We start from the raw sequence: 25,132 nt of genomic DNA on the forward strand, positions 1-25,132 counted from the left end.
TGTCTTGAGAAAGTTTTCGATCTTTAAATTGCCATTTTTCGTTCATTTAATCGTCACAAAAGCCAGTTAGCTTAATAATCGAAATCTGGTACATACCAGTGGGAGGGGTGTGTGCCAACAACTGGAATGAATTTTTGAATATAGGTGCCTCTCGATAGGGCTTCTAGCTTTAACAACTTTAACTTTGGCAATTTTTAATTTTGGCAACTTCTCACTCTAGAGTTGGGCCTGACTGGAGAAAATGATGAAAAACCGTTTTATGAAAGGATCACTTGCAGCATTAGTCACACTATTAGCTGGTAACGCTTATGCGGCACAGGAAGTGACGGTTTATACCGCTTTTGAAACTGACATCTTAGCGAAGTACAAAAATGCTTTTGAAAGCGAAAACCCAGACATCAACATCAAATGGGTTCGTGATTCAACAGGAATCATGACGGCAAAATTATTGGCTGAGAAAAACAACCCTCGTGCAGAAGTGGTGTGGGGCCTTGCGGGTTCTTCAATGGCTCTACTTAAGGAGGAGGGCATTCTTAAGCCTTACACTCCTCAAGGTGTAGAAGCGCTGCGCTCAAACCTCAACGATCCGCAATCTACTCAAGCTTGGTATGGCAACGATGCATTCTTCAATGCGGTTTGTTTCAACGAAGCGGTAGCGAAACAACTTAACCTACCAGCACCTAAATCTTGGGATGACCTAACCAAGCCTATCTACAAAGGCCACATTGCGATGCCAAACCCAGCGTCTTCTGGTACGGGTTATATGCAAGTGTCTGCTTGGCTACAAAACATGGGTGAAGACCAAGGTTGGAACTACATGCAGAAGCTAGACCAAAACATCGCTCACTACACGCACTCTGGTTCTAAGCCATGTGTTCAAGCGGGTATGGGTGAAGTCGCTATCGGTATTTCTATGGCGAGCCGCGGCGCTAAGCTGAAAACTCAAGGTGCACCACTTTCTGTGATTACGCCTGAAGGTATCGGCTGGGAATCTGAAGCGGTAGGTCTTGTGAAGCCGTCTGATGCTGCGCAACGCGTGGTTGATTGGTCTATCTCTAAAGCAGCAAACGAGCTTTACATCGAAATGTACCCAGTTGTTGGTCACCAAGATGTGACGGCAACAATTGAAAACTTCCCTAACGTCGAAAAGAACATGGCAAAAATGGACTTTGCACGTATGGGCAGCGAGCGTGCAGACGTATTGAAAACATGGTCTGAGAAGTTTGACGCTAAATCAGAGCCAAAATCTTAATCTATCGAGCTACTCAGTTAATTAACTATTTAGCTATTTAACTGTTTAGTTCATTGGAAGTTAGAAATCAGTAAAGGAAGGCTTCGGTCTTCCTTTTTTAGTTTTACGCCTTTAGGTTTTAAGTAAGGTACAACAAATGACAAAGCACTACTCATATTGGTTCAAGCAAGCGTTGGAACAAGAGTTTGGCAACATCCATGCGGGGCTAGATTCGGCTAAGCCGCTCCAAAAAGACGTCAACTGTGATATCGCCATTGTTGGCGGTGGCTATACGGGTTTATGGACGGCGATTTTAATCAAACAACAGCAACCAGAAAAGCATGTTGTCGTGATTGAAAAAGGCCTATGTGGTAGCGGTGCTTCTAGTGCGAACGGCGGTTGCATGCTGACGTGGTCAACTAAGTATCCGACGCTGAAAAAGCTCTATGGAAAAGAACAAGCGAAATGGTTGGTTAAGGAGTCGGAAAAGGTTATATACGAGATCGAAGCCTTCTGTAACGAACACAAGATTGACGCGCATCTATATCGAAGCGGTACTTACTACACGGCGACTAATGAAGCCCAAAAGGGTGGAATGGAGCCTGTTGTTAATGAGCTGGTTAAGCAGGGTATCAATAGCTGGAAGAAGTGCGACAATTCTTTGGCTGATAAAGCGGGATCTGAACGCCACATTGAGGGTTACTACTCAGAAGCTGCGGGTAGTGTGCAGCCAGCGTTATTGGCGAGAGGCTTACGCCGCGTTGCGATCGAATTGGGTGTCGAAATTCACGAAAACACAGAAATGACATCACTCGATTATGGCTCCCCAGCTCGAATTCAAACCAAAGGCGGTTCCGTATTTGCAGATAAAGTGATTTTGGCACTCAATGTGTGGATGCTCGATCACTTTAAAGAGTTCAAACGCAGCATTGTGGTTGTCTCTTCAGATATGGTGGTGACCAAGCCCATTCCGGAAAAGCTCAAGCAATTTGGCCCAGAGAAAGGGGCGGCGGTGGTAGATTCGCGTATCTTTGTCCACTACTACCGAGATACCCAGGACGGACGACTCATGTTGGGCAAAGGCGGCAATAAATTCTCGTTTGCGAATCAGGTTGAAAGCATGTTCAACCAAACGACTAACTACCTACCGATTCTCAATCAATCGTTCCAAAAATTGTTCCCTAAATTGGAACAAAGTGAATTCGATTACAACTGGTCTGGCGGCTCAGATCGTTCGGTCACCGGATTGCCATTTTTCGGTAATCTAAAAGGCCAAAGCAACATCTATTATGGGCTTGGCTATTCAGGTAATGGCGTTGCTCAAACCCGTATGGGCGGGAAGATTTTGTCAGCAATGGTGCTCGATATCGACAACGCTTGGACACGAAGCGGTTTAACTAAAGGCCCGTTAGGACTCTTCCCGCCAGAGCCATTCCGTTGGGTAGGTGCGATGATGGTTCGTGATGCGGTACGAAGAAAAGAGAACGCGGAAGATTCGGGTAGCACGCCATTGTGGCTAGATAAACAGTTATCCAAACTCGCAGGTGCGGCGGGCAAAGCCGACAAGGTTGAATCATAGATTAATCTAGCGTTTAAGTTAGAAGTTTACATTGAGGCTCTCAGTGATTTATGGGTAAGTCACTGAGGGCTTTCAACGTTGAACTAACTTTTAATGCTGAACAAATAGCAATCTTTAATGCTTATTATATCTGCAATATAACTGTCATTTAGCTTCTATAAATTTGTCACTCAACTGCAATATTCTCAGTTTAAATTTGGTATATACCATATAGAGAGTGCTGTAGTATGAGCAACCAAACTTATTTGAATATTGAAAACGTTGTAAAGCAATTTGGCCAATTTACAGCGTTAAAAGACATCTCCCTATCGATAGATAAAGGCGAGTTCGTCTGCTTCCTTGGCCCATCTGGCTGTGGAAAAACCACCTTATTACGTGCGATTGCAGGCTTAGACTTACCAACGTCAGGTTCTATTGAGCAGAACGGTAAGGATACGACCTTCTTGCCACCAGAAAAGCGCGACTTTGGCATCGTGTTCCAGTCTTACGCTTTGTTTCCAAACCTCACTGTGGAAGAAAACATTGCGATTGGTCTGAAAAACCAAGGCATGTCGACCAAAGAAGCCCTTGAGACGGTTGAGTCTTGGTTAGAGACGATCGGCTTACCAACGTCTGGTCAGAAATTTCCAAATCAGCTATCTGGTGGACAGCAGCAGCGTGTTGCTCTGGCTCGCGCATTGGCGTTATCTCCAGGCTTGTTGCTACTCGACGAACCACTTTCTGCGTTGGACGCGAAGGTAAGAACACACCTACGTGATGAGATCTGCCAACTGCAACGCAAGCTGGGTATCACCACTATTATGGTGACGCACGACCAAGATGAAGCGTTAACGATGGCAGACCGTATTGTCGTGATGAATCATGGTGTTATCGAGCAGGTCGGTGCTCCTCAAGAGATCTACCAAAAACCTGTCAGTCGTTTTGTGGCTGAGTTTGTTGGTAGCATGAACTTTATTCAAGCTTCTGTTGCGGCTCAAGGCAAGATGCGTATTGCTGAGTCAATGCTGCCGTTACCTGGCTTAGATAATCTCACGCCAAATCTGGGTGATGTTTTTGATATTGCCGTTCGTCCAGAGCAAATCCAGTTTGTTGATCGTTTTAGTGAATCCTTGCCAGTGAGAATCGTATCAAGCGAATTCTTAGGGGCGTTTTATCGTGTTGAGTGTCAATTGCAACATGACTCAACGGCGAAAGAGATCATCGTTGATGTACCCGTCAAAGAGTTCAACCGATTGAAGCTGCGTCGCAGTGATATTCGTTACGTGGCGTTTGATCAAGAAGGCCTTAGAGCTTACTCATCGAAAAGCCTGCAAGTGATGAAAGACGAGGCGGCGTAATCAATCATGGAATCGACTCAAATGATGCAATCTAAGCTGCTAATTCAACGACGAGTACAACCTTTTCTGGCTCGGTTAAGCAAAGACAACGTAATTCTATTTGGGCTGTTGGCCTTTTTGTCTGTGGTCATGACGTTGTTTATCCTGATGCCACTGTGGGCAATGTTGAAAAAGAGTGTTCAGAACGCAGACGGTGAATTTGTAGGTTTACAGAATTTCGCTACGTATTTTGCGTCTCAAAGCCTGTGGCAGTCGGTAGGCAATACCTTCACGCTTGGATTGCTAGTGACCGTAGTCGTGGGTGTCTTGGCGTTTGGTTATGCCTATGCGCTAACTCGTTCATGCATGCCTTTTAAGGGGCTTTTTCAAGTACTGGGTTCTGCGCCTATTCTTGCTCCGTCACTGCTTCCTGCAATCAGTCTTATCTTCTTATTTGGTAACCAAGGTATCGCTAAAGAAGTCTTGGGGGGCAACTCGGTTTATGGTTTGATTGGTATCTCACTGGGCTTGATATTTTGGACGTTTCCACACGCCTTGATGATTCTGACCACCTCATTAAGAACCTCTGACGCTCGCCTTTATGAGGCAGCACGTGCACTCAATACTTCATCGTTAAAAACTTTCTTTATGGTGACGTTACCTGCGGCAAAATACGGCTTGATCAGTACCCTGATCGTTGTGTTTACGCTGGTGGTTTGTGACTTTGGTGTGCCAAAGGTGATAGGTGGTAGCTACAACGTGTTATCGACTGACATCTTTAAGCAGGTGGTTGGTCAACAGAACTTCTCTATGGGTGCAGTAACCAGTATCTTGCTGCTATTACCTGCGTTGCTTGCGTTTACCGTTGACCGCTGGGTTCAAAAGAAACAAAAGAGCTTGTTTGATACTCGTTCTGTCGCGTACCAACCTGAACCTAGTTCACTACGTGATGGCTTATGTTTCCTTTATTGCACCATCATCTCTGCTGCTGTGGTTATTGTGTTGGGCATGGCGATATACGGTTCGATGGTCACCTTCTGGCCTTGGAACAAAGCGCTGACGCTAAACAACTACAACTTCGCAGAAATGAGTACTTATGGTTGGGCGCCATTCTTCAACTCCTTAACGCTTGGTGCTTGGACTGCGGTTATTGGTACTGTTCTGATTTTCTTAGGTGCATACTGCATTGAGAAAGGTCGCGCCTTCGGTCCTGTTCGTCAAGCGATGCAAATGCTCAGCGTTGTTCCGATGGCCGTTCCGGGTATGGTGCTGGGTTTGGGTTATATCTTCTACTTCAATGATTTGAGTAACCCACTTAACTTCTTGTATGGCACGATGGCGTTCTTGGTGATTAATACCGTGGTTCACTACTACACGGTAGGGCACATGACGGCGTTAACGGCATTGAAACAACTGCCTTCCGAAATTGAAGCAACAGCGGCTTCGGTAAACTTACCGCAATACAAGCTGTTCTTTAAGGTGACGGTACCTGTTTGTCTGCCGGCGATTTTAGATATTGCGACATACCTGTTTATTAATGCACTTACCACGACATCTGCGGTAGTATTCTTGTATTCTACCAATACGATTCCAGCGTCAGTATCAGTACTGAATATGGACGATGCAGGTCAAACCGGTGCAGCAGCAGCGATGGCGGTGATGATCATGATATCTGCAGCGAGTGCGAAGTTGATTCATATGCTAATCAACAAGTTATTCGATAAGCGCACCCAAGCTTGGCGTAAACGCTAGCGAACCACTTATATTGCAGTTGGCCAAGGAGTGGCTGACGACAAGAACAAGAATGAAAGGAAATGAAGTGCAGTACGTAAAAATCAAAGATGTCATCGTAGAGCAGATAGAGTCGGGGATGTTAACACCACGACAGAAGCTGCCTGCGGAACGTAAGCTGGCTGAATCGTTTGATACGACTCGAGTTACCTTACGCGAAGCCTTGTCTTCACTTGAAGCGGAAGGGCGCATTTATCGAGAAGACCGACGTGGTTGGTTTATCTCTCCCGAGCCGCTTCGTTACGATCCAACACAAACGCTGAACTTCACCAATATGGCTCTATCGCAGAATCGACAGCCGAAAACTGAGTTGGTGGCGGCGAAAGGAATGTTAGCAACCAAGGAGGCGACTCGGCTTCTTGAGTTACAACCTTTCTCGGACGTTTATCGAGTAGACAGAGTTCGTTATCTTGAAGATAGGCCGGTTGTGTATGTGACCAACTACATTCGACCAGAGTTGTTCCCTAACTTGCTTGATTATGACTTGTCTAAATCGTTGACGGACATCTACCGCGAACACTTTGGTGTGGTGTATCAGAAGATCCGTTACCGAGTGAGCACAACGTCTTTACTTGGCGAGACAGCGCAAGCCCTGCGTGCGACTTCTGGCTCACCTGCAATGGTTGTTGAGCGTGTTAACTACAATCAAAACGGCGATCTGATTGACTGTGATATTGAGTATTGGCGTCATGACGCGATCAGTATTGAGTCAATCGCGCAGCTAGAGCGCTAGTCATACGTTAGAACGTTAGCATATCTGCAATTATGCAGGATTGCCCAATTGAAAAGTTCAAAGGTCTCTTATTCGGAGGCCTTTTTATCACCTGTTGTCAGCCGTTGTGCTAATTCATCTATAATTTAGGAATGAAATGGAATTCTCTGCCATCGTCAGCGTGACTATTTCGGCTTTGCTTCACGCGGGTTGGAACGTTCTAGGTAAATCGAATCAAGGATCGGGCTCGTCTTTCTTCTTAGCCTCTGGCTTTGCCGCTGCTGCGATATTGACTCCCTATTTGATTTGGTTCATTTACAGTGTCGGCTTTGTGGATATCACGCTTTTATTCTGGAAGCTACTTCTTTTAAGTGGTATTTGCCAAATCATCTATTTAATCGGCTTAGGTGTAGCCTACAAGCAGGCCGATATTGGGGTGATTTACCCGATGGCAAGAGCGCTGCCCGTGTTGATGGTGGGTTTAGGCACGGTGTTGATAGGCTATGAGCTGTCACCTAATCAATGGTTTGGCTTCACCTTGATTACCTTGGGTTGTTTGTTTGTACCACTTAAGAAGTTTTCAGATCTTAGGTTAAAAGCGTATCTCAACCTTGGCGTACTGTGGGCGTTAATCGCGGCCATTGGTACCACGGGCTATTCCATCATTGATAAAGAAGCGCTTCTGTTACTCGATCCTTTGAGCACACCAGTTATAACTAACAAGCACACCGCGATTTTCTACCTAGGTATCCAGTTCTGGGCAATTGTGATTCCGTTGAGTGTTTGGTTATTCGTAACCAACCAAAGAATCGAGTTTACTAATGCTTGGATACTGCGAAAGAAAGCCACGCTTGCAGGCATTATGATGGCTTCGACCTATGGCTTAGTGCTGTTTGCGATGACCATGACTGAAAATGTCAGCTTGGTTGTTGCTCTTAGGCAAGTGAGTATCATTTTCGGCGTAGTGATGGGGATCTACTTTTTAAAGGAAAAGTGGCACGCGACTCGCGGTGTAGGCGTATCTCTAATTATTGCTGGCTTAGTTATCTCATTGACTTAAAAGATCGCCTGAGTGATTGGGGATTTGTGAATAGGTATCTCTATTAAGTTAAATGAAAAAACGCCCTTAGCGAAACAAACTTCGTTAAGGGCGTTTTCTCTTTATCTAGTAAGAAGCTGTAGGTAGTAAAAGACTTACCCCGCTAAATCTTGAGCATCTTGCTGTTTCAACACTTTGTGGCCATCTTCAGTGACACCACGTTTCCAGTAGCTGCTGATGTAGATGTTCTCTTTCGCGACTTCTTTTTCGTTGCGGAAGTATTGTCTTAGCTCACGCATGCTTTCAAATTCACACGCTGTCCATATTGAAACCTGACCTTCTAACCATTCTGTGTTGCGCACGGTTTGTGAAAGTGACTCTGAGGTTTCATCTTCAATCAACCAGGTTACTTTGATACCTTGAGGAGTCTCAAGTACCTGCTTATCTGCTGCTGAGTTGATCTGAATGATAGCGTGACCAGTTGCTGTTTCTGGGAGCGTTTTTACTTTTGCAGAAAGCGCAGGTAGGGACGTAATGTCTGCAACTAAGAAGAACCAGTCTGACTCTAGGTTAAGCCCCTGAATTAAACCAGGACCAGCCACTGAAATAGTGTCACCCACTTTCGCGTTCATTGCCCACCTTGCAGCAAAGCCACACTGCAAATCTTTAGTGATGTGACGAACGAAATCGACTTCAATCCATTGCTCTACAGGATTGTACTGACGAATGGTGTAGGTACGCATGGTTGGGTGCTCACCTTCGTTTAGCTGGCTTAAATCAGTCGTGCCAAGTGGCGAGAATAAAAGCTTGATGTAGCCGCCGGCACATTCTGTTGGGTATTTACTTAATCCCTCACCGCTAAGCGTTATGCGCTGCATGTTTGGAGTAATTGTTGAGGTTTGAGTAACGGTTAATGTGATAGGGCTAGGCTTGCTCATATAAGGCTCTCTTAGATTTGGATTTCCACATCATAATCCTGAACTAAAAAACACTCAATACTAATAGTTATCATTTACTTTTATTTACACATGTACTACCTAACTTATACGACAGATCCTATTGAGAAACGGATCCTACAAAAAAGAGCCCTTTAGAAAACTAAAGGGCTCTTAGGATTGGTTTGACTCAGCGAACAGAATTAGCTGTTTGCTTGCTCTAGTTCAATCGTTTCTTCAGCGGCTTTCGCAGCTTCTAGCATCTTACGAATAATGAACGATGCTGCCATTGCGATACCTACCATCACGACGGCAAGAACAGTCAGCATTTGGAAGTAATCACCGTAAACCGTTTGCACGATCTCTTGTGTGATCTCTTGACCTTTCTCTAGTGCAATAGACGTTGAGAATACCGCGCCAACAATGCCTGATAGTGCGATAGCAACAGAGAACAAGCTTACTGAGAAGTTTTCAATGTGCTTAGGTGCAACAGACAGGATGAAGGCTACAACCATTGAACCTACAATCACTTCACCGAATGCTAGGAAGAAGTGAATCGCTAGGAAGACTTCTGGGCGGATCAGAACATCGTCACCAACTGTCGTTACTGCCATCGTAAGGATACCGAAAGCGATAGCCGTAAGGATGAAAGAGAAACCGACTTTGGTTGCAGTTGAGAAGTTAATGTTTTTCTTTTCTAGGCTAGAGAAGATACCCGCGATGATAGGACCAGCAACCATACACCATAGTGGGTTCATTGCCATTGAAGCTTCAGGTGCAACAGGGATAAAACCAAATAGATCGCCACGCATTGTGTTGATCGCTACCATTGTCATCGAAGTCATCATCTGACCGTAGTACACGAAGAAACATGTCGTCAGGAATGTGATGATTAAGATGGTGCCCATTTTCAGCATATCTGACTTCTTCGATTTTATCATCAAAGAGACAAAGTAGATGATCGCTGCACCGCCAATTGCGTAGACGATGTTTTGGCCAATATCCATGTTAGAGAACATGAAGAATACCAAGCCAATCATAGCGGCAGAGAGACCAAGGAACGCAGCCCAGTTTTTAGTGCTTACAGGGGTTTGATCGATTTCAGCACTGGCTTCAACAAGGCCTTTGCGAACAAAGATCATCATCAGAAGCGCGGCACCCGCTAGAATAGCTGAAAGAAGGAAGCCACCGTTGAAACCAACAATAAGAACTAGCATTGGGAACAGATATTGACCTAACAGAGCACCTATATTGTTGACTGAGTAGTTGATTGGGTAGCAGTTTTCGAAATCTTCTTGAGTTTTGAACGTGCGTTTGTAAAGACTTGGGTAAGAAGGGGACATCAAACCACGCGCATAACTCGCTAAAGCAATACCACATAATGCCATCGGCACATTAGTCGCTGCAGCACCGAGTACCAGTAGAGCATAACCACTTGCGAATCCAAGAAAGGCAATGGTTAAAGATCGGTATGCGCCTAAAAACTTATCAGCAATAAAGCCACCTGCAATCGCAAATAGTGGACCAATTGCAGAGAAAGCACCTACAACCATCATGGTGTCGGCTTCATTGTAGTTAAGATCTTCAAGGAAGAAACGAGTCAAGATCACCATGACGCCATAGAACGAAAGTCCAAACATCATCTGGCAGAACATCATTGATTTGTTTAATCTATTCCACATTATTTTATTCTCACATTTGTGTTGATATGTAGTGTAATTACCCAATTATAATATCATTAGTAGCGATACATAAAATGAAACGTGCATCCCAAACAGAACTTTACTCGATATATCTTTTCTCATGAGACCATTGATATTTTTCATGAATGAAATGTGCAATATTAGATTTTGCTAGTGGATGCATGGCGGTATGAAATTTAGCCATCATCATTTGTGGCTAAGTAATGAACTAATAAAGGGAAAGTTAGAGGTAGTCATTCTGTAAGTTATTTTGAGTGAGTATCACTTTCAATTAGCTGTTGGGCTTTAGCCAATAAAAAAGCCAGCTTGGTGGCTGGCTTTGTTGAGATATTGAAAACTAAGTTTACAAGAATGCTGCCTCTATAGAGGCTTTCTCCACTCGTGTTCCTGTCTTTTATTCACAAGGTGGTGCCATGTGGATCACGGCTAGGCCGCCTAGAGAAGTTTCACGGTACTTCTTGTTCATGTCTTTACCTGTTTGATACATGGTCTCGATAACCTTGTCTAACGAGATAAGACACTTGCTGGTACGTTTCAACGCCATGCGCGATGCATTGATGGCTTTCATTGCACCCATTGCGTTACGTTCGATACATGGCACCTGAACAAGGCCACCGATCGGATCGCATGTCATGCCCAGTGAGTGTTCCATCGCGATCTCAGCGGCAATACAAATCTGTTCGTTGCTACCACCACGTAGGGCAGTTAGGCCTGCTGCGGCCATTGATGAAGAAACGCCGACTTCACCCTGACAACCTACCTCTGCGCCAGAAATCGAAGCGTTGGTTTTGTATAAGATGCCGATTGCGCCAGAGACTGCCAAGAAGTCTTTAAGCTGCTTGGTGTCTAGCTCCTTGATGAAACGATGGTAGTACATCAATACCGCAGGAATAACCCCAGCCGCACCGTTGGTCGGTGATGTCACGACCTGACCGCCCGCTGCATTCTCTTCACTCACGGCAAAGGCAAATAGGTTAATCCAATCCATGATCTCCATTGGATCGTTTTCAATCGAGGCATTCGCTTCAAGCTTTTTAAGCAGAGCAGGTGCTCGACGAGTGACTTCTAGGCCGCCATCAAGGATGCCTTCCGTGTCAAAGCCACGCTGCATACACAGAGACATCACCTTCCAAATTTGGTCGGCTTTCCGGTCAATCACATCCATACCTTGGAATGAAACTTCGTTACGTAGAATTAAGCCACCAAGGCTCAGTCCTTGTTGTTCGGATAGTTCAAGTAACTGATCAGCGGAAGAGAAAGGGAACTCAACTTGTGTTTCTGCTTCCTGTTTGCCGTTTTGTAGCTCATCAGCGGTTGCGATAAAGCCACCACCAATCGAGTAGTAGGTTTCCATATCCAGAAGGCTGCCGCTTTCGTCAAAGGCAGAGATAGTCATGCCATTTTCATGCAACGGAAGGTTAGTTTTGTGGAAGAGCAGATCGCTTTCTACATCGAAATAAATTTCATGGTTACCGCTAACCAATAGAGATTTATCTTCAATCGCCTTACGCATTGCTTGGTTAGCACTGGTGATTTTAATGGTGTCGGGGCGGTTACCTAGCAAACCTAACAAGGTCGCTCTGTCTGTGTGGTGACCAATACCCGTCAATGATAACGAGCCGTATAAGTCGATTTGAATACGCTTCACTTGCTTAAGCTGAGCATCAATTTTTTGGGTAAAGTTAAACCCAGCGATCATTGGTCCATTTGTGTGGGAGCTGGATGGTCCAACCCCAATTTTGTAGATATCAAAAATAGACAGCATAGTAACTTCCTGTGAAGACGGTTCGATGGACGAACTCTGTGTAAAATTTGTATTTGGTTAGTTGCACTTCTTTGAGTGAACCTGTTCTGTGGGTGAAACAGTTATGCGATAGAGCGTATTCATTGATTGAAAGGGCTCTTTTATCGACTAGTGCTAACAAGCATAGAGCGATGAAATACAAGAGCGTGCTATGTTTGCTGTAAAGCGACACGTTTATTCTTGTATTACCTAAGATGTCGCTATCAATAGTGAGCATTATTGCGAGCAACATATAAGAATTTCAAAATACTTTTGTTAACAAGTATTGTATACATAATTCACTCCATCTAATCCCCAAAACGAGACTTGAACATAAAATGAGCATTAATCACCTCCTTATTGTGCTGGGTAAGCGACTTAATGAGAATAAATTGACTGATGAAGGAATCAGTCGAGTTGATGCTTTGGTTGAGTATCTGGCGGAGCCTTTGGTAGAAGAGTCGAATCAGCAAACTGCGGTAGCATTTTGTGGTGGGCTAACAAAAGGGCAAACACTGTCTGAAGCCGACGCGATGCACCAGTACTTTAGAAAGCTTGAAAAGCAGCGTGAACATCCGTTTTCTTTAGGGGCGATTTTGCTCGAGCAGCACTCGACCAACACTGTCGAGAACATACAGAACTTGGCCTCAGAGTTGATTGCAAGCGGGCTGTTTACTCGCGGGCAAAGTGTGCAAGTGACATTCGTTTCGAATGACTACCATTTACAACGTATATTCGAGATTCAATCGCTCATGGGCGAGCAAGGTTTGCTTAAAGTTCTCATCGAGAAGTGTTCCGCACTTGGGGTAGAGCAGCAAATAGATCGCAGGTTGGAGGCTCATGTTGCGGTGCCATACCCACATCAAAGTGCTCAGGGGCAATTGTTTCTGTTGATGGACGTACTGACGACCTACCGAGTTTATCTTGAAGGTGTTTGTGCGGGCGCATTTAAGCGAGATTTAGAGTTGGTTAGACGAGAGCCAGAAAGACTGTCTTTGGAAGCATTGATCACTGCCAAAGAGCTCGTTGGACGTTCATCTGACTTTGACATTGTGGAGAGTTTACTCCCAGCATTGGAGCGCTGTATCCAGCAGACTTCAGTGGGTACCGATGTAAAAAAAGTCAGGGAATACCTAGCTCTACTAGATACTAACCTGACTTTATTGAACCGTTATTTAGATCCGGAATCGGATCTCACACATCGCTGGTGGCGATAGGTGATTATTTCTTTCTCGTGATGCCAATAACGGCCTTTAAACTCGCAAAGGCAATCAGACAGTAAGCTCGAAGCTTTGTGCCTTCTTCTGCTCACGCGAACGTAATCACCGCCCGTCACATTGGCCAAAAGGCTCATGTGTTGTATTACAGTGATTAACTTTGGGTTTCTGAATCTTGCTCGTGGTGGTTGCGGTAGTATTCCCACTGCTCAATGCGTTCACCGTCATCGAATACACAGTAAGTTGTACGCTGATTGTTTTCAGTAACCGTGTCTAATTCACCGTCCTGTTGAACACAATAAACCGCTGCTGGGTTAGCGACTGAAACACGTTGGCCCTCGCTATATTCTGCATAGTCGTTTGCACAACCGCCTAATACAACGGCACATACAGCCATCAAACCAATTTTCTTCATGTCTATCTCCTACGTGATAACTCTATAATCGAATGCGTTAAGTTCTACAGAACCAAATGAGAAGCTCTATGAAATTAGTATATTTTAGATTTCAGAAAAGGTTGTCCTAATTTGGTCAAGATATTGAAATAGGTTGATATTTCTTCATGTTTAACGACTTTTTGAGTGTTAGATCAAGCTAAGTGGATTCAAGTTACCGTAGGAATATCCCCGTCCGATCCGTTCTGGTTAGCGGTTGTGAACCTCGAATCTATTGATGATTATGATATGATGCCGCCAAATTCAGTAGAGCAGTCAGAATCATGAGACACCTAAAAACAACCATCCATCCTGATATCGACCATCTAGACAATAAAACGGTCTATAAGCGCAACGCTGCCCGTGCCATTGTGTTAGATGGTGAAGACATTCTGATGCTGTATACAGAGCGTTATCACGACTACACCATTCCTGGTGGTGGTTTGGATGAAGGGGAAGATGTGATCGCAGGTATGGTTCGTGAACTCGAAGAAGAGACTGGCGCGAAGAATATCCATAGCATCAAGCCGTTCGGCATTTTTGAAGAGTTTCGTCCTTGGTACAAAGATGATGCAGACATGATGCACATGATTTCTTACTGCTACTCATGCAAGATCGATCGTGAGCTTGGTGAAACGGCTTACGAAGATTATGAAGTGAAAAACGGGATGAAACCGGTGTGGATGAATATCCATGAAGCGATCGCTCATAACGAAAAGACCATGGCAGAGAGCCCTAAGAAGGGCATGAGTATTGAACGTGAAACCTTTTTGCTGCATTTGATTGCCAAAGAGATGCTTTAGCCGTTATCAATACTAGCCTGCTAAGCTATTTATTTGCCGCCACTTTTGGCGGCAAACTTGTTTCTAGCAATGCTAAAACTTAATACCCGAAACTAATTATTGAATATGGTTGATATTGTCAACTAAGTGTTTTTGATGTATCTTTACCTCAGCGATGAACCTATCTAGCTTAACTGCCCGGTTATATCGTTAAATCTCGCTGTGAGCCTGCCCTAAACAAAGAATACTATGAATAAAAGACAGTTTATTGCCCATTATCTGCGCATGAATCGCACCTCGTACTTATTGGCGATTGTGTTCATCTTTCTCGTCAACTGGTTACAAGTAGAGATCCCTCGTTATATCCAATTGGCGATAGATTTGATTGATGATGCCTCTTCAACTGGCCACCAACAGCTTCAAACCTATGTTTGGATTGTGGTCGGGATGTCGGTTGCCATGGTGGTGGTGAGAATTCTGTCTCGTATCTATGCGCTTAATCCGGGGCGAATTACAGAGGCCGCACTTAAAAGTACACTTCTACAAAAGTTGAATCGCTTACCGAGCAGCTTTCACGAACGCTTTGCTTCGGGTCGACTGATCTCGATTATCAACAATGACCTTAGTGGCATTCGACTGCTGTTTGGTGTCGGCTTCTTGCAGTTCTTCAATGCCTTGCTTGCGTTGTCGTTGACGCCTCTTTACATGTGGCGCATATCGCCAGAACTCACACTGTATTCGATCATTCCTATTTCAATCGCTTTTGTGATTTTCCGTGTGGGCTTCAAGCGTATGAAAACGCTGCATTTAGAGCACATGAAGCGTCTACAAAACCTGTCTGCTCAACTAATGAGTTACCTGTCTGGGATTGATCTCATTAAGAGCCAGCAGATGTCACCTTGGGTGAAAGCCGAAACTGAAAAGCTGAACCAGTTATTGCTTGAATGCCGCCTTAAAATTACACGCATTCAAGTCTTCTTTATGCCGGTACTCGACTACGCCAATGACCTGATGAAAATCATCATTCTTGGGCTTGGTGGCTACATGTTAATGAGACAGGAACTCACACTTGGTGAGATTACCGCCTTTCTGACTTACTCGGTTTTGCTCGCTATGCCATTGATGCAACTTGGCAGAATCGCGACCATTTATCAGCGTGGCATGGTAGGTATTCAAAGTGCACAAACCATTCTTAATGCCAAAGTCCCGGAGCTTGATGAAGATAAGCTGACTGAACTAGATGTTGAATCACTGAAGGGAAAAACGTTTTCTGTTCGCAACCTCAGCTTCAGCTATTCAGGTGAAGAACGCGTGATTCTCGATGACATCAGCTTTGATATTCCAACAGGTAAGAAAGTGGGTGTGTTAGGCGGGATCGGAGCGGGTAAAACGACATTAGTGAACTGCTTAAACCACCACTTGGATGTACCACAAGGTTCTGTTTTCCTTGGTGAAAGAGATGTCACTAGCTTCTCACGCAGTGACTTACGCCGTTACGTGAAAACCGTGACTCAAGACCCTTACCTGTTTTCAGCAACCGTCGAAGACAATATCCGCTTTGGTAGCCTAGATACCGATTTGGCAAAGAGTCAGGTTGATGAAGTGCTAGAGCTCAGCCAGTTGGCTAGTGATGTGACACGTTTTGAACACGGCGATCAAACCTTAGTCGGTGAGAAAGGGATCATGTTGTCAGGTGGTCAGAAGCAGCGCTTAAGTATTGCGCGTGCTTTATTGCAACCCACCGACCTGATCATCATGGATAACGTTCTATCGGCTGTCGACTATGAAACAGAACGTAAGATCTTGGAAGGTTTGTTTAAACGTTTGGAAAATCAATCGGTTCTTGTGGTTTCACACCGCGTTAATGCCCTTGAATATATGGATGAAGTCATCGTGTTGAACGAAGGTAAAGTGATCGCGAAGGGTGACCACGCCACGTTATTGAAAACCTGTGATTACTATTACGATACATGGCAACTACAGCAGAATGAAACGGAGGCAGCAGCATGTTAAAAGGTGTTGATCTCAAATACCTCAAGCACTTTTTTAAGTTTGCTAAGAAATACAAAGGCTCTGCGATTCTGGGCATCGCTATGCTTCCTCTTTCTGTCATCACGAGCTTGTTGTTCCCTTGGCTGATCATTCAAGTGATCGATGTTCACCTGAGTCATGGGGATATGGATGGTCTGCTCGAATACGTCTTCTATCTCGTTGCCGTGCTGGTGGCGAGTTATGTGGTGGATACCACCTATTCGTACAACCTTCGTAAAACTGGGCAATACACGATAACTGACATGCGCTCAGTGTTGTTTGCTCGCGTGCTCAAACTGCCACGCAGCTATTTTGATAACACACCGATTGGCGTAACGCTTTCACGATTAACCAGTGATTTGGAAACCATCGGCGAGACGTTTGTTCAGTCGGTTGTCGGGCTAGTTAAAGACAGCATCAATACCATTGCTCTGTTGGTGATGATGTTCTTCATTGATTGGCAGTTAACGATGATTGTATTGATCATTATGCCGCCAGTGATGTATTTGACGGTGTATGTGAGAAACCGACTTCGTGCTCTCTATAAGGTGACTCGTTCTTCTCTCGCTCGCGGTATTGGCTTTTTACAAGAAGTCTTATTTGGCATGAAAACCGTTCAGATGTACCGAGCGGAAGAGCAAGTCGAGCAACGCTACCAAGGCTATACCGATGAGTTTTTAAGAGCGCAGAAGAAGATCAATAAATACGATGCGATTTTGTTCTCGTTTATCTCTGGCATCACCTCCATCACTATCGCGATTATGATCTGGTATGGCTCTGAGCAAGTGTTAGAAGGGGCGCTCACCTTGGGTGTGCTGATTGCGTTCATCAACACCTTAGAGAAAGTGTTTGTTCCGATTCGTGACTTTACTTCGCAGATCGCTTCGATTCAGAGTTCATTTGCAGCGTTTGACCATATTGAAGAGCTGTTTGTTGAGCCGACTGAAGAAGAAGGGCGCAACCTGTTGTCATCTAACAAGGTTGAGAAGCAGCTTGAACAGTTTGTGAGCCTAGAGTTTAAGAACGTAAGCTTCCGCTACAAAGACGACTCTCCCTACGTTCTAAAGAATGTCTCGTTTGTATTGGATAAAGGGCATCAAATCGCGCTTGTGGGTTCGACGGGCTCGGGCAAGTCGACGATTCTGCGTCTGATCTCTAAAGCCTACCAAGACTATGAAGGCAGCATTTTGTTGAATGGAATAGAGCTGTCACAGATCTCAAGTGAAGACTCTGCTCATTTGTTCTCAATGATGATGCAAGACGTGCACTTATTTGAAGAGACCATCCAATTCAATATCGCGCTGGGCAAAACGCATCTATCTAGAACTGAGGTTGAACAGGCGGCGCGCTATGTTTATGCCGATAAGTTTATTGAACAATTGCCACAAGGTTATGACTTCCACTTGGAAAAGAACGGCTCTAACTTGTCTGTAGGGCAAACGCAGCTTATCTCGTTCGCTCGAGCGGTTGCACAGGGTGGTCAATTGATGATGCTTGATGAGGCGACCAGTTCGGTAGATTCAATCACTGAAGACCTGATTCAAAAAGCAATGCAGCGCCTTTTCAAGGAAAAAACCGTGATTGCGATTGCACACCGTTTGAGTACCGTTCGTCACTCAGATACGATTTTGGTGTTGGAAAAGGGTGAAATTGTTGAGCAAGGTAATCATCAACAGCTGGTGGCACACAATGGTATTTATGCTGGCTTGTTACAAGAATCGATTGTAGAAACGGGCGATTCTCAAGTAACGGTTGCCTGATCACCTCAAATCAGGTTTACCGTTATCGATACTATGAATTGGTGTTGCTTATGTTTCACCAATTTCTATTCTTTTCTAGTATTCCCAGTAGCTTAGGGAAAATAAAACATATTTTACGATTATTAATATGTTATGATCTCCCTACTACTAAAGGGGTGTCTTAGGGCATCGGGATGTATGCAAGCAAAAAGAACCGGCTTGTGTCAGTCACTTTCTGGCGAATATGGAATCGAAAATGTTGTTGGAAGAAGTTGTAGAAATTATCGAATTAACCGACTCAGACCATTTATCTCAAGCAATGGAACTGTTTAACGAGCATGGTTTTGTTGATGCTGAGTCTTTACCTTTTATGAATGTTGTTTTTGAAACAGCACCAGATCAACTTGCGAAGAAGCTGTCGCAGATTGGTTTTAAAGGTTTAGTGCAAGTCGAAAAGAATGAAGATGCATCAGGCTTCACCATTATTGATGCTGACCGTGTTCTGCTAAAAGATTCTGCTTAGTCGAAAGGCTCTGCTTAGCTGCAAGATTCTTCTTAATAACAAGAATAAGATTCAGCTTAGTGAAAAGACTCTATCCAGTTCAGTAACACCCGTTATGATTATTTGAGGTTAACACAGTGACAACAGCAACCGTTTCATCAACAGAACAACATATTTCCAACGAACATGCACTTTTAGGTGCATCGTTATTAGCGTCTCAAAAAGTTGAGTTGGCTCTGTTCAGTGTGATCTCTAAATTAGCTAAAGCCCTATCAAAAGAGCAGCAACAGTCATTAGGTTTGGATTTGGATACCTTTTTAAGGGAGAAGCCAAGTGAACAAGCCTCGACTCTGAGCCGCTACGAAAATACGCTTGGTGAACAACTTCCTTTGAAGGCTAATGAACTCAACGATTTTATTTATCATCGAAACTTGGTCACTCGTGGCTTTTGGCGTGTGACTGGTGCTGATGTTAAAGGCGGTGAGAAACTTGCTAACCCAGAGCTTTATTTAAAAGAGTTCTTGGCTAAATGTGAATACTGGCAAGTGATGATTGATACTCAAACCAAGTAATCAAATTGAAATAAGAAAGCCATAGCGAACATGCTATGGCTTTTTTGTTGTTTGTGCAAATTGTCTTGAATTCTTTGAATCTAGAGCATCATCTTCAATACATAGTTCCTAGAGACAAAGTGATGTTTAAGTGCGGCACTGATATGCAGCACAATTAAACAGGCTAGGGCAATACAACTGGCACGATGTAAATAGAAAAAGAAGCCGTTGATTGCAGAGTCGGTAATTAGATTATTTACGCTCACTAACCAAAATAAAGAGTACGGTTCTTTTAGCATTAAGTAGCCGGTGCTGAAAACCATAAACATCACAAGATACATCAAAGAGTGTGCAAGCTTGGCAACGCATTTTTGCCCTTCAGGCACAGAGGTTGGCATGCTTGGCGACGAGCGAAAGTGGCTCCAGATATAACGAACCACAAGCAGTGGCGTCGCAACGGTCGCCAATGACATGTTGAGCACTGACAGAAAAGAAAACAGCTCTGGATGACTGGTGACATAGTGCATCACATACCCTGCGATCGTTGCATAGATGATTACAGAAGCCATTACCCAGTGCAGTACACGGCTTACTAAATCGTATCGTGGATTATTCAAATTAACCTCGTTCTGATCGTTATTAATATAAGATTCATCTCGATGCAATAAACCATTTTTCGGTATATTCGCATCGCGAATTAATCATATAGAACAGTATTACGCGGTATTTTTATAATTTAGAAATTAATGATGTTGCTTCAGGTGTTTTATAATTATCAATGATGTTTTAGAGTGTTAATTCCAATATGGACATAGCAAACTTGTCGACTTCCTAGCTTGTATGCCTATTACGAGATACAGTTAGTCTAAATATAAACATATAAGGAATGTATAATGCTTCGAATCTTATTGGTTGCAGTTATCTCGGTGTTCAGCACGATGAGTTTTGCAAGCGAAGATGTTAAGTACTCGGAACAAGAGTATTTGGATAGACCGCTGATGGAACGCTATATCTTGGATGAGTTGAAGCAGCTTCGAATGGAACAGCAGGATCTTGAAAGACGCTTGACCATTCAGATGACTGACCGGGAACTGACTGTGGCAGACAAGTCTCTGAATTACGCCAATGTAACCGTAACCTACTTCTTCTACATTATTGCTGGTGTGGCCTCTCTTATCGCGCTGGTGGGTTGGCAATCCATCAAAGAGCTTAAACACACAACTCAAGACATGGCTGATAAGCGACTTAATTCTATCGCTCAAGACTATGAGAAGAAGTTTAATGTTCTTGAACGGGATCTTAAGCGCAAGACCAGAATCATTTCCGACAACAACCGCGAAATTGAAATTATCAATGAGATTCATAACCTATGGTTGAGAGCACAGAACGCACAAACGGCAGAGCAAAAAATTGAAATCTACGATGAAATACTGAAGGTTCGTCCTGGAGATTTAGAAGCACTTACTGCCAAAGCTGACGCTGCTATGGATATACAGGAATACCACTGGGCAATGAGTCTTTGTAACCGTGTATTAGAAGTCGATGACCAAAATGCTCATGCCTTGTATCAACGTGCTTGCGCCTATGCTCGATTAGGGGCAGAAGGTCAAGCTATCGATGACTTAGAGCGCGCTATTGAAGCCAGTGGGTCCATGAGAGAGCTGCTAACTGAAGAGCCGGACTTTGAGATGCTGCGAGGCTTAGAACGCTTCGAAGTACTTCGTGAAGAGTAATATGAGGTAAAGATCCGTGTTAACTAAGGTGGTGGGCTTTGCATGCTCACCATACTTTCACACCTATCGCGCTATGGTTTCTTACATTTCATTTATTTTTTTGATTTAATTGTTATGTTATAACACTTTCTAAGTTCCTCGTTATAACCGCTAAGTATTTTATGAAGTTCCTCCGTATTGGTCTGATCGTTACTGCGATCAGCGCATTTTCCCTTGCTGCTTTGCTCTCTTTTCACTCCAAACCAGCACCAGAAATCTCTATCAAAATAACACCTTACCAAGGTTCTCAACCTAATGATAAGGAAGTCATCGACTCGCAAGCGACTCCCAACTCTTTGGTTAAGGTCCATTATTTTGTGAAAGTTGGCGATACGCTAAGCAACATCTTTTCGTCATGGCAACTGCCATATGGAACCGTTCAAAAGGTGATGGAAGCGGATCTGGAGTCTTTGAAACTCGACACAATAAAACCTGGTGACCATCTAGAGTTGCTTTTGGATAGTGACTCAAAACAGCTTGTGGAGCTGATTTATCACGAGAGTTTGGTTGAGCAAGCAGCCTTTACTCGAAATGATGATGGAAGCTTTAATTACCAATTCCATGAAATGCCTGGCGAATGGAAAGAAAAGCTCTATACGGGCACCGTTCATGGCAGTTTTTCAACGTCAGCATACAAAGCGGGATTAACAACCGCCCAGATCGCCAATATTACTCGAACGTTAAGAGACAAGATTAACTTCTCAAAGCAGTTAAGAGCGGGCGATGAGTTTAATGTGTTGGTCAATGAGCAATACACAGGCGACCATCTAACAGGAAAAACAGAGATCCAGGGCATATCGATTAGGTTACGAGGTAAGGAAGTGGCCGCGTTTCTTGCTTCAGATGGACGCTTCTACGACAGAGAGGGTAACAGCCTTGAGCAAGCGTTCAATCGCTACCCAATAGACAAACAATTCCGAAGAATTACTTCGCCATTTAACCCATACCGTAAGCACCCAGTGACCGGACGTATATCTCCGCATAATGGTACTGACTTCGCAACACCCGTAGGGTCGCCAGTTTATTCAACCGGTGATGGTCGAGTTATTGCTATTCGTAACCACCCGTATGCGGGGAAATACATAGTGATTGAGCATAACAGCGTTTACAAAACTCGCTATCTGCACTTGAGCCGATTCTTGGTTAAGAAGGGGCAACAGGTTAAGCGTGGGCAGAAAATTGCGTTGTCTGGCACGACTGGTCGCGTAACCGGGCCGCATTTGCATTTTGAAGTGCTGGTGCGTGGAAGAGCGGTGGATTCGATGAAAGCGAACTTACCTTTAGCAAGTTCTATCTTACCTGAAAATAAAGGTGCATTCTTGGCGAGAGTTGCCTCGTTTGATGACATGCTCTCCGGGCAAAAGGTTGCACGAGTAACATCAAGCTAAGTATCAGCTTATAACTGTTCTAACCCTTTGGTGGCTAGTCATCAAAGGGTTGGAACGAGTTTTCATTAGGCTGCCTGATTGCTCAATAGCTTAATAGATTAAGTGCTCAACATCTTTTGTGCCCAAGTGCTCATGTGTTGAGATCTTAAGTGACTAAGTGACTAAGTGACCAAGCGATTGAGCGACTAGGCGATTAAGCGACGACAACCGCCGTGCCGCTCGCTGATACCATCAACATGCCATTACCCGTCCCTAATACTTCATAATCTATATCGACACCTACCACCGCGTTGGCACCCGCTTCAATCGCTTTTTGCTCCAACTCTTTGAATGCGTAGTTGCGTGCTTTTTCTAATTCTTTCTCGTAGGTGCCAGAACGTCCACCCACAAAGTCACGAATTCCTGAAAACATATCTTTGAAAACGTTCACCCCTAGAATGGCTTCTCCGGCAATAACCCCTTTGTAATCGACAATGCGCTTGCCTTCGACTGATTGTGTGGTGGTAATAATCATAATGGCCTCTTGTAAGCTTGCTGAGCTGTCACTCGCTTATTGATTGATAGTTTGGTCTTGCTCTTGAATGTCATCGTTCAGTGCTGTCTCTGAGCGTGTGAATTCATGTCTTAACCATGTTCTCAGTTTTAGCACACTTTCTTGTTTTAATTTGTTTTTTGGGCAAACAAAGTAAAAATCTTGGTGCGGGTTAGCAACCGGTTTACCCAATTCGACAAGCATCCCATGGCTGATATCATCTTTCACAAACAAGCGATGCGTTACTAGTACGCCTAACGAACGAATTGAAGCTTGCACCGCTTGAATGGAGACATCGAACGTCAGATTGCTATGGAATGTGGGCAGTGGAATTTGGTAATTGTCGCACCACACTTGCCAGTCGTGTTGCCGCCTGAGGTTAAAAACGCCAATGGTCGGGTTTTGTTTGACGAGTTGCTCGACGCTCAATCCGGTCTGGTTTTTTAATAGAGTAGGGCTGCACACCAAGACCAGATCATCGTCGCCCAGTTTCTCGCTGTAATATTGCTCCCACTCATTGGGCTTGCCATGTACGAGCGCAACATCGACCCCTTCCTGTTCAATATCGAAAGGGCCAGTTAGCGTCGAAATACGGATATCAAGTGAGGGAGCGAAAGCTTGGAAGTCGGGAACTCGTGGGATCCACCAGTGCATCGCGAGCGAATTGACCATGTTGAGGGTAATGCGGTGGTCGTTAGGCGTTCTGGCAAGCTCTTCGGTCGCCTCTATCACTTGCTCAAGTGCGGGCGCGACTTTGCGGTAATATCGCTTACCTGCGGCATTAAGAACAACACGACGACCGACTCGTTGAAACAAAGGCTTGTTGACCAGTTGTTCTAACGACTTTATCGCTTGGCTTACCGCAGAGTGACTGACGTACAGCACCCGAGCGGCGTCGGTCATGCTGCCAGTCTCAGCGACAGCAATGAAAGCGTAAACGGATTTAAGCGGAACGAGTTTTTTCATTGGTAAGTTTTCCTTACAGTTATCGTTAATATTACTCGCTATTTTTCATTACGTCACGCCTCTAAAATAGATGTCATAGGAGGTGATAATTATGTCTGATATTACCAAGGCGACGACTTTCATGTTGTTGTCGACGTTCAGTTTGTCTTTAAGTGGCTTGATGGCCAAGTATCTATCTGAAGTGATGCCCACTTCGTTACTCAGTTTTGTGCGTTTTTTGTTACCCAGTCTGTTTTTATTTCTTTTCCTGACTTTTTACAAAATCAGCAAGCCGACACGAGAAATGTGGAAACCTTTGGTGATGCGAGCGATCTTTATGGTGGCGTGTCAGTGGTGTTTCCTTACTTCACTGCAAACCTTAACGCTGGTTGAAGGGGTTGTGTTATTCAGTACGGGTCCTCTGTTTATTCCATTGTTAGAAAAGTTAATATTTAGAACCAAGATTCATACAACGACGATCGTGTGTTTAGCTGTCACTTTTGTTGGCGTAGTGATGATGGCGGGGGATTGGTCGCAGTTTGAGTTGGGTTCTGAGTTCTTTAGACCTGCGCTTCTGCTTGGACTTCTCGCGGGGGTATTTAATTCTGGCTCGCAAGTGAGTTTGTACCGAGCGTCTAAAACTAGCCTGACACCAGCAGAGCTTAACGCGTGGACCTTTTTAGTCGCGGCAATCATTGTGATTCCAATGGTGGTGTTTACTTCACTTTCTGCGGTGCCCGATGTGCTTGAAAGTGCTGAAAAAGGCTTCGTGTCGGCGTTACTGTCTTTTGACGATTTACGCTGGATTGTTCTCGGATCACTTGGTCTTGCACTGTTTACCATCAATACCCAAATCTTCCGTTCCAAGGCGTATAAGCTTGCAGACAGTGGCTCCCAGTTGGCACCTCTGATTTTTACTAACATGCTGTTTAGCGCGCTTTGGCAGGGCTTGTTCTTTGATGATGTGTTTTCTACACAGCAGATGATTGGCATTAACCTGATTGTCGTGGCGAGCATCACCAATACATTGCTGGCAAAAAGACACAGCAAGGCGAAAGCCAAACAAAAACCGCACACCACAGTGGCTGTAGCGACTGTAGTGGACGTTGCGGTATTGGACTCGGCAGCTAAAAGCTAACCATTGAGTTATG

The 25,132-nt window shown here is 44.3% G+C and carries 22 protein-coding genes; 15 read left to right on the plus strand and 7 right to left on the minus strand.

Translation table 11 applies throughout. The features are described from left to right. The first annotated feature begins 241 nt into the window (after positions 1-241). The 6 genes from LMH68_RS18930 (at position 242) to LMH68_RS18955 (ending at position 7,689) form a co-directional block, all read left to right on the plus strand. Positions 242-1,252 carry a putative 2-aminoethylphosphonate ABC transporter substrate-binding protein gene (locus tag LMH68_RS18930; protein ID WP_128644407.1) on the plus strand — a complete coding sequence of 337 codons (1,011 nt, stop codon included), beginning with the start codon at positions 242-244 and terminating at the stop codon, positions 1,250-1,252. A gap of 136 nt (positions 1,253-1,388) precedes the next feature. Further along, the gene (locus LMH68_RS18935) at positions 1,389-2,810 is read left to right on the plus strand and encodes an FAD-dependent oxidoreductase (RefSeq protein ID WP_229647721.1); all 1,422 of its coding nucleotides are present in this window, start codon (positions 1,389-1,391) and stop codon (positions 2,808-2,810) included. 227 nt (positions 2,811-3,037) lie between these two features. Beyond that, on the plus strand, positions 3,038-4,147 hold the full coding sequence (locus tag LMH68_RS18940) for a putative 2-aminoethylphosphonate ABC transporter ATP-binding protein (protein WP_136978012.1): 1,110 nt from the start codon (positions 3,038-3,040) through the stop codon (positions 4,145-4,147). A 21-nt stretch (positions 4,148-4,168) separates the two neighbouring features. Further along, on the plus strand, positions 4,169-5,878 hold the full coding sequence (locus tag LMH68_RS18945; RefSeq protein WP_372127501.1) for a putative 2-aminoethylphosphonate ABC transporter permease subunit: 1,710 nt from the start codon (positions 4,169-4,171) through the stop codon (positions 5,876-5,878). Positions 5,879-5,945: 67 nt separating this feature from the next. Further along, the gene (gene phnR / locus LMH68_RS18950) at positions 5,946-6,650 is read left to right on the plus strand and encodes a phosphonate utilization transcriptional regulator PhnR (RefSeq protein WP_029235340.1); all 705 of its coding nucleotides are present in this window, start codon (positions 5,946-5,948) and stop codon (positions 6,648-6,650) included. Positions 6,651-6,786: 136 nt separating this feature from the next. After that, on the plus strand, positions 6,787-7,689 hold the full coding sequence (locus tag LMH68_RS18955; protein ID WP_229647722.1) for a multidrug transporter: 903 nt from the start codon (positions 6,787-6,789) through the stop codon (positions 7,687-7,689). Positions 7,690-7,823: 134 nt separating this feature from the next. On the opposite strand, the gene LMH68_RS18960 is transcribed toward LMH68_RS18955, so the two are convergent. The 3 genes from LMH68_RS18960 to LMH68_RS18970 form a co-directional block, all read right to left on the minus strand. Next, complete coding sequence (locus LMH68_RS18960; protein WP_229647723.1) at positions 7,824-8,606, minus strand: siderophore-interacting protein; 783 nt, start codon at positions 8,604-8,606, stop codon at positions 7,824-7,826. 200 nt (positions 8,607-8,806) lie between these two features. Continuing rightward, positions 8,807-10,285, minus strand: coding sequence for a peptide MFS transporter (locus LMH68_RS18965; RefSeq protein WP_229647724.1), 1,479 nt, complete (start codon positions 10,283-10,285; stop codon positions 8,807-8,809). A gap of 415 nt (positions 10,286-10,700) precedes the next feature. Then, positions 10,701-12,071 (minus strand): L-serine ammonia-lyase, encoded by a 1,371-nt coding sequence (locus LMH68_RS18970; protein WP_102393582.1) that lies wholly within the window; start codon positions 12,069-12,071, stop codon positions 10,701-10,703. A 356-nt stretch (positions 12,072-12,427) separates the two neighbouring features. On the opposite strand from LMH68_RS18970, the gene LMH68_RS18975 reads away from it, so the two are divergent. Further along, positions 12,428-13,306 carry a YdcF family protein gene (locus tag LMH68_RS18975; RefSeq protein WP_229647725.1) on the plus strand — a complete coding sequence of 293 codons (879 nt, stop codon included), beginning with the start codon at positions 12,428-12,430 and terminating at the stop codon, positions 13,304-13,306. Positions 13,307-13,460: 154 nt separating this feature from the next. On the opposite strand, the gene LMH68_RS18980 is transcribed toward LMH68_RS18975, so the two are convergent. Then, positions 13,461-13,721: a DUF333 domain-containing protein gene (locus LMH68_RS18980; protein WP_102332036.1), complete on the minus strand. Its 261-nt coding sequence runs from the start codon at positions 13,719-13,721 to the stop codon at positions 13,461-13,463. Between the two features lie 302 nt (positions 13,722-14,023). Between LMH68_RS18980 and LMH68_RS18985 the strand changes: the two genes are divergently transcribed. From LMH68_RS18985 to LMH68_RS19005, 5 genes are all read left to right on the plus strand, one after another. After that, on the plus strand, positions 14,024-14,542 hold the full coding sequence (locus LMH68_RS18985; protein ID WP_017059522.1) for an NUDIX hydrolase: 519 nt from the start codon (positions 14,024-14,026) through the stop codon (positions 14,540-14,542). A gap of 228 nt (positions 14,543-14,770) precedes the next feature. Beyond that, positions 14,771-16,534 (plus strand): ABC transporter ATP-binding protein, encoded by a 1,764-nt coding sequence (locus LMH68_RS18990; protein ID WP_017059523.1) that lies wholly within the window; start codon positions 14,771-14,773, stop codon positions 16,532-16,534. Beyond that, the gene (locus LMH68_RS18995; protein ID WP_229647726.1) at positions 16,528-18,312 is read left to right on the plus strand and encodes an ABC transporter ATP-binding protein; all 1,785 of its coding nucleotides are present in this window, start codon (positions 16,528-16,530) and stop codon (positions 18,310-18,312) included. Before LMH68_RS18990 ends, LMH68_RS18995 begins: the two co-directional genes overlap by 7 nt. A gap of 235 nt (positions 18,313-18,547) precedes the next feature. After that, the gene (locus tag LMH68_RS19000; protein ID WP_017059525.1) at positions 18,548-18,814 is read left to right on the plus strand and encodes a hypothetical protein; all 267 of its coding nucleotides are present in this window, start codon (positions 18,548-18,550) and stop codon (positions 18,812-18,814) included. 116 nt (positions 18,815-18,930) lie between these two features. Then, positions 18,931-19,365 (plus strand): hypothetical protein, encoded by a 435-nt coding sequence (locus tag LMH68_RS19005; RefSeq protein WP_229647727.1) that lies wholly within the window; start codon positions 18,931-18,933, stop codon positions 19,363-19,365. Positions 19,366-19,445: 80 nt separating this feature from the next. Here the strand turns inward: LMH68_RS19005 and LMH68_RS19010 are convergent, their stop codons facing one another. After that, a complete protein-coding gene (locus tag LMH68_RS19010) occupies positions 19,446-19,913 on the minus strand; it encodes a cytochrome b (protein WP_048612947.1) in 468 nt (155 codons plus the stop codon). Positions 19,914-20,237: 324 nt separating this feature from the next. On the opposite strand from LMH68_RS19010, the gene LMH68_RS19015 reads away from it, so the two are divergent. Further along, entirely contained in the window at positions 20,238-21,077 is an 840-nt protein-coding gene (locus LMH68_RS19015) for a tetratricopeptide repeat protein (RefSeq protein ID WP_017067625.1), read from the plus strand. 161 nt (positions 21,078-21,238) lie between these two features. Beyond that, positions 21,239-22,504, plus strand: a complete 1,266-nt coding sequence (locus LMH68_RS19020; protein ID WP_065584577.1) for a peptidoglycan DD-metalloendopeptidase family protein — start codon at positions 21,239-21,241, stop codon at positions 22,502-22,504. Positions 22,505-22,697: 193 nt separating this feature from the next. Here the strand turns inward: LMH68_RS19020 and LMH68_RS19025 are convergent, their stop codons facing one another. After that, positions 22,698-23,018: a heavy metal-binding domain-containing protein gene (locus tag LMH68_RS19025; RefSeq protein ID WP_004730185.1), complete on the minus strand. Its 321-nt coding sequence runs from the start codon at positions 23,016-23,018 to the stop codon at positions 22,698-22,700. A gap of 36 nt (positions 23,019-23,054) precedes the next feature. Next, positions 23,055-24,002, minus strand: coding sequence for a LysR substrate-binding domain-containing protein (locus LMH68_RS19030; protein WP_065584578.1), 948 nt, complete (start codon positions 24,000-24,002; stop codon positions 23,055-23,057). Positions 24,003-24,093: 91 nt separating this feature from the next. Between LMH68_RS19030 and LMH68_RS19035 the strand changes: the two genes are divergently transcribed. Further along, a complete protein-coding gene (locus tag LMH68_RS19035; protein ID WP_136974876.1) occupies positions 24,094-25,119 on the plus strand; it encodes a DMT family transporter in 1,026 nt (341 codons plus the stop codon). Positions 25,120-25,132: the final 13 nt, after the last annotated feature.

The sequence above is a fragment of the Vibrio sp. F13 genome (assembly GCF_020806305.2).
Classification (GTDB): Bacteria; Pseudomonadota; Gammaproteobacteria; order Enterobacterales; family Vibrionaceae; genus Vibrio; species Vibrio crassostreae_C.

Coding starts and splice junctions, on each gene's coding strand:
- LMH68_RS19015 (WP_017067625.1), top strand. CDS start 20,238: ATGCTTCGAATCTTATTGGTTGCAGTTATCTCGGTGTTCAGCACGATG.
- LMH68_RS18955 (WP_229647722.1), top strand. CDS start 6,787: ATGGAATTCTCTGCCATCGTCAGCGTGACTATTTCGGCTTTGCTTCAC.
- LMH68_RS18945 (WP_372127501.1), top strand. CDS start 4,169: ATGATGCAATCTAAGCTGCTAATTCAACGACGAGTACAACCTTTTCTG.
- LMH68_RS18980 (WP_102332036.1), bottom strand. CDS start 13,721: ATGAAGAAAATTGGTTTGATGGCTGTATGTGCCGTTGTATTAGGCGGT.
- LMH68_RS18995 (WP_229647726.1), top strand. CDS start 16,528: ATGTTAAAAGGTGTTGATCTCAAATACCTCAAGCACTTTTTTAAGTTT.
- LMH68_RS19000 (WP_017059525.1), top strand. CDS start 18,548: ATGTTGTTGGAAGAAGTTGTAGAAATTATCGAATTAACCGACTCAGAC.
- LMH68_RS18985 (WP_017059522.1), top strand. CDS start 14,024: ATGAGACACCTAAAAACAACCATCCATCCTGATATCGACCATCTAGAC.
- LMH68_RS18990 (WP_017059523.1), top strand. CDS start 14,771: ATGAATAAAAGACAGTTTATTGCCCATTATCTGCGCATGAATCGCACC.
- LMH68_RS18960 (WP_229647723.1), bottom strand. CDS start 8,606: ATGAGCAAGCCTAGCCCTATCACATTAACCGTTACTCAAACCTCAACA.
- LMH68_RS19020 (WP_065584577.1), top strand. CDS start 21,239: ATGAAGTTCCTCCGTATTGGTCTGATCGTTACTGCGATCAGCGCATTT.
- LMH68_RS19025 (WP_004730185.1), bottom strand. CDS start 23,018: ATGATTATTACCACCACACAATCAGTCGAAGGCAAGCGCATTGTCGAT.
- LMH68_RS18930 (WP_128644407.1), top strand. CDS start 242: ATGATGAAAAACCGTTTTATGAAAGGATCACTTGCAGCATTAGTCACA.
- LMH68_RS18940 (WP_136978012.1), top strand. CDS start 3,038: ATGAGCAACCAAACTTATTTGAATATTGAAAACGTTGTAAAGCAATTT.
- LMH68_RS18970 (WP_102393582.1), bottom strand. CDS start 12,071: ATGCTGTCTATTTTTGATATCTACAAAATTGGGGTTGGACCATCCAGC.
- LMH68_RS18965 (WP_229647724.1), bottom strand. CDS start 10,285: ATGTGGAATAGATTAAACAAATCAATGATGTTCTGCCAGATGATGTTT.
- LMH68_RS19010 (WP_048612947.1), bottom strand. CDS start 19,913: ATGGCTTCTGTAATCATCTATGCAACGATCGCAGGGTATGTGATGCAC.
- LMH68_RS18975 (WP_229647725.1), top strand. CDS start 12,428: ATGAGCATTAATCACCTCCTTATTGTGCTGGGTAAGCGACTTAATGAG.
- LMH68_RS19035 (WP_136974876.1), top strand. CDS start 24,094: ATGTCTGATATTACCAAGGCGACGACTTTCATGTTGTTGTCGACGTTC.
- LMH68_RS18935 (WP_229647721.1), top strand. CDS start 1,389: ATGACAAAGCACTACTCATATTGGTTCAAGCAAGCGTTGGAACAAGAG.
- LMH68_RS19030 (WP_065584578.1), bottom strand. CDS start 24,002: ATGAAAAAACTCGTTCCGCTTAAATCCGTTTACGCTTTCATTGCTGTC.